Origin of the sequence: Kocuria rhizosphaerae, from assembly GCF_044462265.1 — a bacterium.
GTDB lineage: Bacteria > Actinomycetota > Actinomycetes > Actinomycetales > Micrococcaceae > Kocuria > Kocuria rhizosphaerae.
In genome coordinates, this window is sequence record NZ_JBISWL010000027.1 from 1 (window position 1) to 12741 (window position 12741).

Annotated in this window: 9 protein-coding genes and 1 pseudogene; 7 read left to right on the forward strand and 3 right to left on the reverse strand. The window is 66.2% G+C overall.

Going from position 1 to position 12741, the window contains the following annotated elements; all coding sequences use genetic code 11:
• From ACH9EU_RS03315 to nrdF, 6 genes are all read left to right on the forward strand, one after another.
• Positions 1-1063: App1 family protein (locus ACH9EU_RS03315; RefSeq protein ID WP_396412515.1), on the forward strand; the 1063-nt coding region annotated here is incomplete at its 5' end.
• A 94-nt stretch (positions 1064-1157) separates the two neighbouring features.
• On the forward strand, positions 1158-2618 hold the full coding sequence (locus ACH9EU_RS03320) for an aldehyde dehydrogenase family protein (protein WP_396412516.1): 1461 nt from the start codon (positions 1158-1160) through the stop codon (positions 2616-2618).
• A gap of 297 nt (positions 2619-2915) precedes the next feature.
• A complete protein-coding gene (gene nrdH / locus ACH9EU_RS03325) occupies positions 2916-3152 on the forward strand; it encodes a glutaredoxin-like protein NrdH (protein WP_396412517.1) in 237 nt (78 codons plus the stop codon).
• Between the two features lie 82 nt (positions 3153-3234).
• The gene (gene nrdI / locus ACH9EU_RS03330) at positions 3235-3726 is read left to right on the forward strand and encodes a class Ib ribonucleoside-diphosphate reductase assembly flavoprotein NrdI (RefSeq protein WP_396412518.1); all 492 of its coding nucleotides are present in this window, start codon (positions 3235-3237) and stop codon (positions 3724-3726) included.
• Positions 3723-5882 (forward strand): class 1b ribonucleoside-diphosphate reductase subunit alpha, encoded by a 2160-nt coding sequence (nrdE, locus tag ACH9EU_RS03335; RefSeq protein ID WP_396412519.1) that lies wholly within the window; start codon positions 3723-3725, stop codon positions 5880-5882. The genes nrdI and nrdE overlap by 4 nt, the downstream gene beginning before the upstream one ends.
• A gap of 80 nt (positions 5883-5962) precedes the next feature.
• Positions 5963-6961: a class 1b ribonucleoside-diphosphate reductase subunit beta gene (nrdF, locus tag ACH9EU_RS03340; protein WP_396412520.1), complete on the forward strand. Its 999-nt coding sequence runs from the start codon at positions 5963-5965 to the stop codon at positions 6959-6961.
• 367 nt (positions 6962-7328) lie between these two features.
• Here nrdF and ACH9EU_RS03345 read toward each other — a convergent pair whose 3' ends face one another.
• Both ACH9EU_RS03345 and ACH9EU_RS03350 read right to left on the reverse strand, forming a co-directional pair.
• The gene (locus tag ACH9EU_RS03345) at positions 7329-8246 is read right to left on the reverse strand and encodes a hypothetical protein (RefSeq protein WP_396412521.1); all 918 of its coding nucleotides are present in this window, start codon (positions 8244-8246) and stop codon (positions 7329-7331) included.
• Between the two features lie 850 nt (positions 8247-9096).
• Positions 9097-10372, reverse strand: a pseudogene (locus ACH9EU_RS03350) (IS3 family transposase).
• A 220-nt stretch (positions 10373-10592) separates the two neighbouring features.
• Between ACH9EU_RS03350 and ACH9EU_RS03355 the strand changes: the two are divergent.
• A complete protein-coding gene (locus ACH9EU_RS03355; protein WP_396412522.1) occupies positions 10593-11915 on the forward strand; it encodes an NYN domain-containing protein in 1323 nt (440 codons plus the stop codon).
• A 201-nt stretch (positions 11916-12116) separates the two neighbouring features.
• Here ACH9EU_RS03355 and ACH9EU_RS03360 read toward each other — a convergent pair whose 3' ends face one another.
• A complete protein-coding gene (locus ACH9EU_RS03360; RefSeq protein WP_396412523.1) occupies positions 12117-12593 on the reverse strand; it encodes a hypothetical protein in 477 nt (158 codons plus the stop codon).
• Positions 12594-12741 lie beyond the last annotated feature (148 nt).

The window sequence follows — 12741 nt, forward strand, 5'->3', positions numbered from 1 at the left end:
GGATCCCACCAGCTCGGAGCTTCTGCAGACGGTCGACCAGGTCACCGAAGAGGCCCTGAACCTCGGCTACCGGCTCGAGCAGCGGCTGCACCGGGTCCGGCAGCGCCGTGCGGAGGCCCGCGGGGACGTCCCGGTCATGGTGGCCTTCGAGGGCTACGGCTCCCAGCACCACGTGCGGGTGCTGGGGCGGGCCCTGCTGAAGACCCCCGGGCTGATCGAGTCCACCGACGAGAGCCTCGAGTCCATCCGCGGCTGGCGCTCCTTCACCTCCGTCCCGATCGCCTTCGCCCACGTCAACGTGTGGATCGACGACTACGAGTTCCACCTGGTGGCCGACCGCGGCGGGGTCGTCGACGTCGACCTGCAGGTGTCCTTGCCCCCCGGCGAGCACACCGTGTGGATGCAGACGGAGGGCTCCGAGACGGTCGAGTCCCGGGTCTTCGTCGTGGCCGACGACCAGCGCATCGGGGTGCTCTCCGACGTGGACGACACCGTGATGGTCACGGCGCTGCCGCGGCCCATGCTCGCCGCCTGGAACTCCTTCGTGCTCAACGAGCACGCGCGCAACGCCACCCCGGGCATGGCCGTGATGATGGACCGGCTGCAGCGCCGCCACCCGCAGGCCCCCTTCCTCTACCTCTCCACCGGGGCGTGGAACGTCGCGCCCACGCTGCGGCGCTTCCTCACGCGCAACGCCTACCCCTCCGGGGCGCTGCTGCTCACGGACTGGGGGCCCACCACCGACCGCTGGTTCCGCGCCGGCGCCGCGCACAAGGTCCAGAACCTCGAGCGGCTGGCCGCCAACTTCCCCCAGGTGAAGTGGATCCTGATCGGCGACGACGGCCAGCACGACCCCGAGATCTACAGCGGCTTCGTCCAGCGCTACCCCGACCACGTGGCCGCGATCGTCATCCGCAACCTCTCCCCGGTCGAGACCGTGCTCGCGGGCCACCCGCTGGCCGGCGAGGACCGGCGCGTCACGGTGCCCGAGGGGACGCTGTGGATCGAGGGCAACGACGGCGGGTCGATCTCGCGCCAGCTCGCCGAGCACGGGCTGCTCTGAGCCGGTGCCGCGTCCGGCCCCGGTGCCGGACGCGTGGGCGGCCCTCGGCAGGTGCGCGCCCTGTGGCGTCCGAGGCGCCGCCTACCCTGGACCCATGACTCCCACCCGGACCGACCCCGAGACCGGCCCCACCGCCTTCCCCGAGGTCGACGACGCCGTCGAGCGGGCCCGCACGGCCTTCGTCCCGGACCTCGGCCTCGCCGCACGGCTGGACCGGCTGCACCGGCTCGAGGACCTGATCCGGGAGAACCGCGGGGTGCTCGAGGAGGCCCTGGCCGCGGACCTCGGCAAGCCGGCGCACGAGGCGTGGCTGACCGAGCTCGGGTTCACCCTGGAGGAGGTCGTGGGGATCCGGAAGGAGCTGCGCGGCTGGATGCGGCCCCGGCGGGTCCCGGTGCCCCTGAGCCTCGCCCCGGCCCGCGCCCGGATCGAGGCCCAGCCGCTGGGGACCGTGCTGATCATGGCGCCGTGGAACTACCCCGTGCAGCTCGTGCTCAGCCCCCTGGCGGGAGCGCTGGCCGCCGGCAACACCGTCGTCGTGAAGCCCTCCGAGGTCTCCGCGAACGTCTCGGCGGTGCTGGCCGGGCTGCTCGGGCGGTACCTGGGGGACTGCGTGAGCGTGGTGGAGGGCGGCGTCCCCGAGACCACGCGGCTGCTGGAGCACCGCTTCGACCACGTCTTCTACACCGGCAACGGGTCGGTGGCCCGCGTCGTCATGGCCGCCGCGGCCCGGCACCTGACCCCGGTGACCCTCGAGCTGGGCGGGAAGTCCCCGGCCTGGGTGGACGACTCCACCGACCTGCGCACCGCCGCCCGGCGGATCGTGTGGGGGAAGTTCGTCAACGCGGGCCAGACGTGCGTGGCCCCCGACCACGTGCTGGGCCCGCCCGGGGTGCTCGCGGACGTGGAGCCCGAGCTCGTGCGGGCCCTGGCCGAGCACTACGGGGCGGACGCGCGCCACAGCGACTCGTACGGGCGGATCGTCTCCGAGCGGCACCTCGCCCGGCTGACGCGGCTCCTCGACCAGGTGCCGGCCGCGGACGTCGTCTGCGGCGGGTCCGCCGATCCGGCCGAGTGCTACCTCGAGCCCACGGTCGTGCGCTCCGCGCCCGACGGCCCGCTCATGGCCGAGGAGATCTTCGGGCCGGTCCTGCCCCTGGTGGCCGTGCCCTCGGCGGAGGACGCGGTCGAGCTGATCGCCGCCGGGGACAAGCCGCTGGCCCTCTACGTCTTCTCGGAGCACCGGGCCGTCAAGGACCTGTTCCGCCGCCGCACCTCCTCGGGCGGGCTGTCCTTCAACGCCCCGCTGCTGCAGCTGTCCAGCCCGCACCTGCCGTTCGGCGGGGTGGGGGATAGCGGCACCGGCGCCTACCACGGAAAGCACTCCTTCACCACGTTCTCCCACGCGCGGGCGGTCCTCGACAAGCCGCTCGGCCCCGACACCCTGCGGGTCGTCTACCCGCCCTACCGGGGGCTGCGGAGCCGGCTCGCCGCCGCGGCCGTGGGGCTGCGACGACCCGGCCGCAGGACCCGACACGCCGTGTCCAAAATTTAATCCTGTCCACCGGTCGGCCCACGCCGGGAGCGCACAGCCTGTGCATATCGCGGGGCCCGGGGCGGAATTCCGCGGGACCCGGGGAAGGGGGCCTGTGGATGGGCAACGGTCCCGCTGGGGACAGGTCGCGAGGAGCTGTGGACAACCTTCACCACTGCATCTAGGGGTCGCTTCCTCTCCCTGGCACTAGATGTAGTATTGAAATCAGCCAGTTGGAGAGACCCCCTCACCGCCGCAGCACCTGCGGAAGTCCCGGATCTCCCCCGAAAACATCCGATCGAGCAAGGGGAAACAGCGATGTCCGTGACCGTGTACAGCAAGCCGTCCTGCGTCCAGTGCAATGCGACCTACCGTGCCCTGGGCAAGAAGGGCATCGACTACGACGTCGTCGACGTCACCGAGGACGAGGCCGCCCTCGCCCACGTCGTGGGCCTGGGCTACCAGCAGGTGCCGGTCGTCGAGACCTCCACCGAGCACTGGTCCGGCTACCGTCCGGACAAGATCGCCTCCCTCGCCGTCCTGCTCTCGGCCTGAGGCCGGCGCGCCGTCCGCTTCCCCGCGGCGCCCCGGACTCCCGGAGCACGAGCCACCGACCACACCTCGGAGCGCGGAAGCAATGATCACGCACGACCCCGGCACCCGGACCGGACACATTCCGCGGGGCCACGGCGACGCCGCCGCGGCACCCCGCGACCCAATGGTCGTCTACTTCTCCTCGGTCTCCAACAACACGCACCGCTTCGTCGAGAAGCTCGGCGTGCGCGCTTTGCGCCTCCCGCTTCACACCGGGGAGGAGCCCCCCACGATGACCGAGCCCTTCGTGCTGGTGGCCCCGACCTACGGCCGGCCCGACGGCGCGGGCGCCGTGCCCCCTCAGGTCGTGAGATTCCTGAACCGGGAGACCAACCGGGCCCTGCTGCGCGGCGTGATCGGGGCCGGGAACACCAACTTCGGGTCGTCGTTCTGCCTGGCCGCGGACAAGATCGCGGCGAAGTGCGACGTCCCCGTCCTGTACAAGTTCGAACTCATGGGCACCCCAGAGGATGTCCGCAAGGTCACTCAAGGATTGGAACAGTTTTGGCGACAATTTCGGCAGCCCCCGGCGTGAGCGTCGAGCCGGGCCACGAGGACAAGCGGGTCCCGGAGAAGTACCGGGGCCTCGGCTACCACGAGCTCAACGCCCTGCTGAACCTCTACGACGTCGACGGGAAAATCCAGTTCGACGCCGACCGGCAGGCCGCGCGGCAGTACTTCCTGCAGCACGTCAACAACAACACCGTCTTCTTCCACGACCTCGAGGAGAAGCTCGACTACCTGGTCTCGCACCAGTACTACGAGCCCGAGGTCCTGGAGAAGTACAGCAGGGAGTTCATCAAGGAGCTCTCCAAGCAGGCCTACGCCCGGAAGTTCCGCTTCCCGTCCTTCCTCGGCGCGTTCAAGTTCTACACCTCCTACGCGCTGAAGACCTTCGACGGCCAGCGCTACCTCGAGCGCTTCGAGGACCGGGTGGTCATGGTCTCCCTGTACCTCGCCGACGGCGACGAGACGCTCGCCGCGGAGCTCGTGGAGGAGATCATCTCCGGGCGCTTCCAGCCGGCGACCCCCACGTTCCTCAACGCGGGCAAGCAGCAGCGCGGCGAGCTCGTCTCGTGCTTCCTGCTGCGCATCGAGGACAACATGGAGTCCATCGGCCGGTCGATCAACTCCGCCCTGCAGCTGTCCAAGCGCGGCGGCGGCGTGGCCTTCGCGCTGAGCAACATCCGCGAGGCCGGGGCGCCGATCAAGAAGATCGAGAACCAGTCCTCGGGCATCATCCCGATCATGAAGCTGCTGGAGGACTCCTTCTCCTACGCCAACCAGCTGGGCGCCAGGCAGGGCGCCGGCGCCGTGTACCTGCACGCCCACCACCCGGACATCTACAGCTTCCTGGACACCAAGCGGGAGAACGCGGACGAGAAGATCCGCATCAAGACCCTCTCCCTGGGCGTGGTCATCCCGGACATCACGTTCGAGCTGGCCAAGAAGAACCAGGACATGTACCTCTTCTCCCCGTACGACGTCGAGCGGATCTACGGGATGCCCTTCTCGGACGTCAACGTGACCGAGAAGTACTACGAGATGGTCGCGGACGGGCGGATCACCAAGAAGAAGATCAACGCCCGCGAGTTCTTCCAGACGCTGGCCGAGGTCCAGTTCGAGTCCGGGTACCCGTACGTCATGTTCGAGGACACCGTGAACCGGGCGAACCCGATCGACGGCAAGATCATCATGTCCAACCTGTGCTCCGAGATCCTCCAGGTTTCCGAGCCCTCCACGTACACCGAGGACCTGGACTACGCCGAGGTCGGCAAGGACATCTCCTGCAACCTCGGGTCGCTGAACATCGCCCTCACCATGGAGTCCCCGGACTTCGGGCAGTCGGTGGAGACCGCGATCCGCGGCCTCACGGCGGTCTCGGACATGTCCAACATCAACTCGGTGCCCTCGATCGAGCGCGGCAACCAGATGTCCCACGCCGTCGGGCTCGGGCAGATGAACCTGCACGGCTACCTCGCCAAGGAGCACATCCACTACGGCTCCGAGGAGGGCCTCGACTTCACGAACATCTACTTCTACACGGTCACGTACCACGCGATCCGCGCGTCGAACGAGATCGCGAAGGAGCGGAAGGAGACGTTCGCCGGCTTCGAGCGGTCCAAGTACGCGACGGGGGAGTACTTCGAGAAGTACACGACCCGCCAGTGGGCCCCCACGACCGAGCGCGTGCGGCAGCTCTTCGCCGAGGCCGGCGTGCACGTCCCCACCCGCGAGGACTGGGAGCAGCTGAAGGCCTCGGTCGTGGCGCACGGGATGTACAACCAGAACCTCCAGGCCGTCCCGCCGACGGGGTCGATCTCCTACATCAACAACTCGACGTCGTCGATCCACCCGATCGCCTCGAAGATCGAGATCCGCAAGGAGGGCAAGCTGGGCCGCGTGTACTACCCGGCGCCCTTCATGAACAACGAGAACCTGGAGTACTTCCAGGACGCGTACGAGATCGGCTACGAGAAGATCATCGACACCTACGCCGCGGCGACCCAGCACGTGGACCAGGGCCTGTCCCTGACGCTCTTCTTCAAGGACACGGCCACGACCCGCGACATCAACAGGGCGCAGATCTACGCGTGGCGCAAGGGCATCAAGACCATGTACTACTCCCGCATCCGCCAGCTCGCGCTGGAGGGCACCGAGGTCGAGGGCTGCGTCTCCTGCATGCTGTGACCCCCGACGACCACCCCGAACTCCCTGTGCGCGCCCGGAGGGCGCGCACAGGGCACCACCTCAGCGAGGAAGAGAATCCCATGACTCTGGAGAAGAGCGAGACCTTCGACAAGGTCGACCTGCTCCACCACCAGGCCCAGGCCATCAACTGGAACCGGATCGAGGACCCCAAGGACGACGAGGTCTGGGACCGGCTCACCGCCAACTTCTGGCTGCCCGAGAAGGTGCCGATCTCCAACGACGTCCCCTCGTGGAAGACGCTCACCGCAGAGGAGCAGCAGCTCACCATGCGCGTGTTCACGGGGCTGACGCTGCTGGACACCATCCAGGGCACCGTGGGAGCCGTCTCCTTGATCCCGGACGCCGTGACCCTGCACGAGGAGGCGGTGTACACCAACATCGCGTTCATGGAGTCCGTGCACGCGAAGTCCTACTCCTCGATCTTCTCGACGCTGTCCTCCATGAAGGAGATCGACGACGTCTTCCGCTGGTCCCGGGAGAACCCGTACCTGCAGAAGAAGGCCGAGATCGTCCTCAAGTACTACAAGGGCGACGACCCCCTCAAGAAGAAGGTGGCCTCGACCCTGCTCGAGTCCTTCCTCTTCTACTCCGGGTTCTACCTGCCCATGTACTGGTCCTCCCGGGCGAAGCTGACGAACACGGCCGACCTGATCCGCCTGATCATCCGCGACGAGGCGGTGCACGGCTACTACATCGGCTACAAGTTCCAGCGCGGCCTGGCCCTGGAGACCCCGGAGCGCCAGGAGGAGCTGAAGTTCTACACGTACGAGCTGCTCGACGAGCTCTACGAGAACGAGGTGCTCTACACCGAGTCCCTCTACGACGGCGTGGGCTGGACCGAGGACGTCAAGAAGTTCCTGCACTACAACGCCAACAAGGCCCTGAACAACCTGGGCTTCGAGGCGCTGTTCCCGAAGGAGACGACCGACGTCTCGGCGGCCATCCTCTCCGCACTGTCCCCGAACGCCGACGAGAACCACGACTTCTTCTCCGGCTCGGGCTCCTCCTACGTCATCGGCAAGGCCGTGAACACGGAGGACGAGGACTGGGACTTCTGATCCCTGTGAGACGCCGGGCTAGTTGGCCAAAGCGGCCATAGTTGGCCAAAACGGCAGACCGAGTTGGCCGATGGCCGCACAGTTGGCCAAGGCGTCTCTCAGGGATCAGGGAAGTGCGGTGAGTGACCGTTCTTGAATTGGGTGGTTCCCATGTCCTACAAAGAACGGGTGGCCCTGTGGCAACGGGGCCACCCCGAGGCGGGGCAGCGGACTCGATGCCAGGTATGGCTCCAGACAGTTCTATCCGTCAGCGTTTCTGACGATTGAAGGCCCGGTCGCTGAGGCGACCGGGCCTTCCTCCTTTCAGGCATCGATTACGAGCAGTCTGCGGCGCTTTTCCGGATCCGCTGATTTGTGATTGAGCTTCTTATCGTCCCCTCATGTCGCGCCTTGCACGCTCTGGAACAGTGCTCGGCCCAGCAGTTTCATGACCTCGAGCTGAACGTGCTCGTTGCTGAAGATGTGGTCCACCATCTGGCCCTGATCGGCCTGGTTGCGGAACGCCGCGGAAAGCACGGAGTTTTTTTAGGTCTGGACTGACCATGAACTGGGCCTCGGAGTTGTTCTTCGCCTGCGCCACGAGCCGGTCATCCTGCTGCAGGGAGTTTAGCTGCGAGGTCACGAAGTTCTCCCGCACGTCCTTAGGCAGGTCCTGGCCGAAGATCTCATTGAGCCGGTGCACGATCTCCTCCAGCGCCACGAGCTTCGGGTCCCGGTTCATCCCGGAGCCGGCGGCGCTGAGCGGGTTCAGCTCGCGGGCCTCCCCGGAGGCCAACTGGATATCGGCTGCGGGACCGCGTGGTCGGCTGACAACGTCGAGGAGGTCCACGGTGGACAGGTCCGGGGTCTCGGAGCGCTCGTCCTGCTTGGTGACCTCCCACAGCACCCGGTAGAAGATCACCCGTTTGGCGATGTCGGTGTTCTCGAAGTCCAGCAGCTGGGAGAGGAAATCGTAAAGGTTGGTGAAGGTCCGCAGGTCCTTGCGGAACAAGTCCAGCTCCTCAATCCGAGCGGCGTCCCCGGCGGCGCGGGCGGTGTTGTAGGCGTGCACGATCTCTTGTTGCACGGGTTTAACCGCCGCGGAGACAGCGTTGTTTCCCATCTCTCGCACCACGGCCTCGGCGACCCGGTCGACGTCGGCGTCGGTGTACCAACCCTGGGAGTCCAGCTTGGCCTGCAGATCGTGAATCAGGTTCGGGTCCGTGGTCGCCGACAGGCGCGCCTCGCCGTAGAAGGGCAGGAAGGACTCAAGGATCTCTTCTCCGGTGTTGGCGAAGTCCAGCACGAAGGTCAGCTTCTTCCCCGGATATGCCCTCGTCTTGGACGAGCAAGCGCACTTTCCGTTCATGTTCAAAGCTGACGCGCTTAGAACAGTATACAGGCAGTCCCAAATCTTCGGAGATAAGGGTGACATCGTAATCGAAATACTGAACGCGGCCTCCGAATATATCAGTATCGGTGGCCAATGACGCCTTGAGCTGACCCCACGTAGACACGACAGCGACGCCCTTGTCCTCGTCTGCGTACAGGCTCCACATGCCCGCCGACTCGTGCTCGGCCGCATGCCAGCACGATAAAAAGGTGAAGTTCCGGTACAGCCTCCGATGCCGGTCAAGACCCTCATAAAGTTCACCGATTAAGGCGTCGTCAATACCAGCGGCAACGCTGGACGCAAGGGCTCGATTGTAGTTGCCGACTTCCCCTCATAAGGGTCTCTCATCATCGCAGCATTCGGCATGGCGAGAGTGGCTGTTGAGAGCAATTCCAGGTACTTCCCGAGATCCATGTACCGCCACAGCTTCGTGTCGTCGGGCGGTTCCTGTAGCTCGGTGTCTGGCACATATCCCATGCCCCGAAGCATATCCACCACAGGATTCACTCCAACACTGGGTGTGCACACCGCTACCAACTACCACGTGTCTGCCGCACCATCAGGTGGCATTCGAGGATAGGGCAGTCCCGACGGAACGTCCGATGATCACCATCGTTGCAAGCTGGAGCTGGTCACCAACCTGCAAGTGCGTGCACACACGGGCACTGCCGCGGTCAGCAATGCGCGTACTCAGCAACTGTGGAAACTACGAAACCTGCAGGCAGGCCACTGTATTTGAACCGTCCCCGGTTCTTTGCCGCTCCTATGCGGGTGCCAGCACCGTGTGTGATGGCGTTGTGAGGCCAGCGTAGTACGCGGTCTCGAACTCCTCGGGCGGGACGTTCCCGAGGGTGGAGTGCAGGCGGCGGTTGTTGTACCAGTCGACCCAGCCGGCCGTGACCCACTCGACGTCGTCGATAGTGCGCAGCGGGCCGGTCCGGAATGGAGAGCCGTCCCGGACCGCCTCGTTCTTGAACAGCCCGATCGTGGACTCGGCCAGGGCATTGTCGTAGGCGTCGCCGATGGATCCGATGGAAGCGGCGATGCCCTCCATCGCCAGGGTCTCGGCGAAGGCCACCGAGGTGAATTGGGCGACCCGGCGTCGCTGTGATGGACCAGTCCGTCCTGGACGGTGTGCCCGGCACGGTCGCGCCGCCACAGCCCCATCCGCAGTGCCGTGGTGACCAACGGGGGCGTCTTCGTTGGCCCCGCGTGCCAGCCCACGATCGTGCGCGCGTAGCAATCGATCACGAAGGACACATAGACGAATCCGGCCCACGTGCGCACGTAGGTGAAGTCCGCGACCCACCGACGGTTGGGCGCCGGGGCGGTGAAGTCCCGATCCAGCAGGTCCGGGGCCCGGGCCGCGTTGCGGTCCTGGACCGTCGTGCGCACCCCCTTGCCGCGCACCAGGCCGTTGATGCCCAGCCGGCGCATCAGCCGGTCCACTCGGCGCGTGGACACCTCGAGGCCCTGGCGCCGCAGCAGTGCGGTCATCTTCCGGCGTCCGTACATCGACTCCGGTGATGCGTTACCGCCCGCGTCCACCCGGGTAGTGAGGATCGCGTCGATGATCACCGCATCCTGGTGGTCGCGGGTGCTGGGCCGAGCGCGTTTCCACGACCGGTAGGTCCGCTCGGCGATCTGCAGGCCCTGCTCGCGCAGCACCGTGCAGATCGACCCGACCGAGCGGCCCTTGGCACGCTGATCCTCGATGAAACCGAGGATCAGCGCCGTCGGGGGTCGAGTTCCCCGGCGAAGAAAACCGCCGCGTCCTTCAGGATCGCGTTGGCCTCGCGCAGCTCCCGGTTCTCCCGCTCCAGCTGCTTGATCCGCTCCTGCTCGCTGGAGGACACCCCCTCGCGTTGACCGGCGTCGACCTGGGCCTGGCGCACCCAGCGGCGCAGGGACTCCTTCCCGATGCCCAGTCGGTCGCCGACGGACTGACAGGCAGCGGTCAGGGTGGGGTACTCATCGAGGTGGTCAAGCACCAAGCGGGTGGCCCGCTGCTTGGTCTCCTCCGGGATCCTCTTCGGCATGATCTCTATCTTCCTTCCAGACTCGAAAGGAAGCGGCATCAAACCGGGGACGGTTCAATTTGCTCGTTGGCGTGGCGGAGGGCCGCAGTCGAACGGATGGAAGCCCTGCCGGCTTTCGAGCTGCGTATCTGCTCGCGCCACGGCCGAGTTGCGGCCTCGGGGGCTACTGCAAGTGGTTAGCTAAGGCACATAGTGCAGCTCACGCAATCGCGAGGACGCCATGGGCCACCGCAGATCCGCCATGTTCATAGACTTCGACAACTTCTTCAGCGGGTTGCTGAGTAGCGACCCGAAAGCAGCCCTCGAGCTCGCGGAACGACCGTCCGCATGGATCCACCGACTGGCCACGCATGACGCTGACGACGTCCGACGCTGGCTAGTACTGCGTTGCTACATGAACCCCTCTGGCAGCATCGCCCACCCCCTGAACCCCGGAGAGCGGCTGTACTTTTCAAAGTTCCGGCCATTCTTTACTCAGGCCGGCGTGGAGGTCGTGGACTGCCCCAGTCTCACGCGGGGGGCGAAGAACGGAGCGGACATCCGCATCGTGATAGACGTGATGACCGCTCTGCAGCACGAGACCTGCTACGACGAGTTCGTGCTGGCCTCCAGCGACGCGGACTTCACGCCGTTGCTCCAGGTGCTGCGCGCCCATGACCGTAGGACCGCAATCATCGCCACTGGCTCGACGGCTGTGGCCTATGAGGCCCTGGCCGACCAGTACCTCGATGAGCAGGACCTTTTCGACCTCATGGTCCCGGCACAGGAGTCGGAGGCCGACGTCGCTGAGGAAGCCGCGGCGATTCTGGAGGCGCACAGCGTCGCAGGGGACGCCACTTCCGGGGGCCGGCCCAACGACGAGGAGGCATGGCGGGAGTTCTGCGAGGTGGTGCGCAGCGATTACGAGTCCTCCAAGGTGCCCATCAATTGCGCCCGCCTTGCCAGCCGGATCCACGCAGATCTGGGTGAAGTCGTGACTCGTACCCGGTGGTTCGGTGGAGAAACGTTTCGGAAGGCTGTCGAGCGGATCGGCTTGCCGAATATCAACTTCTCACAGCACCACTTCTGGGACTCAACCAGGCACCCGGTGCCCGAACCTGTCCAGCCTGGCCCGAGCGACCTGCCGGAGGCCTCGGGGCCACTTCCTCCGGGTATCACTCGATTCTGCGACGTCGCCAAGATGCCCCGGCTGCCGCAGGAACACTGGCCCGTCGTGTTCGAGGTGCTCTCGGAGTATGCCCATGAGTTCAACTTCAACCTCTCGGAGGCCTCGAAGTGGTCCAGGGACCGCGCCGGGGAACTGGGCGTCGAGGTCTCCCGGAGAGCACTTCTCTACGTTATTCGAGGTGCCCGTACCGGGGGCGCCGACCTCAGTGTGGACCAGGCCCCTGATGCCCCTGCCATCGGCCGCGCTGTGTTCAGTAGCGTGCTCGAACAGGCCGCCCTGGCGGGGTTCTCTCCTTCCGAGGACGAGAAACAAGACCTGGCCGACTGGCTGGCAGTCGACGCGTCGAGCTCCAGGCTTGTCCACGGAATGCAGTGACGACCGGAGCGGTGCCCGACCTTCAGCCTTGCGTGGGTCGCTGGCAACGCTGTCGCTGGCTCAGTATGAACTCTTGAACGGTTGGAGCCGGACGGTGTCGGAGGGGGCGGGAATGGTCAACTAAGCCGGGTCGTCGAGCACATGTCCGATGTAAGTAAAATGCCTAGATCTCGGGACTTCAGGACTGGCCACATTGGCCAGTTAGCCCGGTGCCTCACATCCCGTGTGTAAGTTCTCTCGCACGTCCTTCGGGAGGTCCTGGCCGAAGATCTCGTTGAGCCGGTTCACGATTTCCTCCAGCACCATGAGTTTGGGGTCCCGGTTCATCCCGGAGCCGGCGGCGCCGAGCGAGTTCAGCTCGCGGGCCTCCCCGGAGGCCAGCTGGATATCGGCGGCGGGGCCGCGGGGGCGGCTGACGACGTCGAGCAGGTCCACGGTGGGCAGGTTGGGGGTCTCGGAGCGCTCGTCCTGCTTGGTGACCTCCCACAGCACCCGGTAGAACATGGTGCGTTTGGCGACGTCGGTGTCCTCGAAGTCCAGCAGCTGGGAGAGGAAGTCATAGAGGTTGGTGAAGGTCCGCAGGTCCTTGCGAAACAGGTCCCCGAACGTGAGCGTCTTGCCGTCTGCCGGCGTGTAGACCAGCTCGGAGAAGCCGCCTTCCTCTGCCGGCCGGCACACATCGGCGCGCCGGCCAGCGCGATCGTCATCCCGGAGGACGGGTCGCCGGTCCTCCACGCAGCCTGACGGAGGCCCGATCACGGGGCGCTTCCCTGATCGCCTCTTGGCGTATCCGCTCGGCGCCTCAACGGTCCGTTCGCCCCTGCCC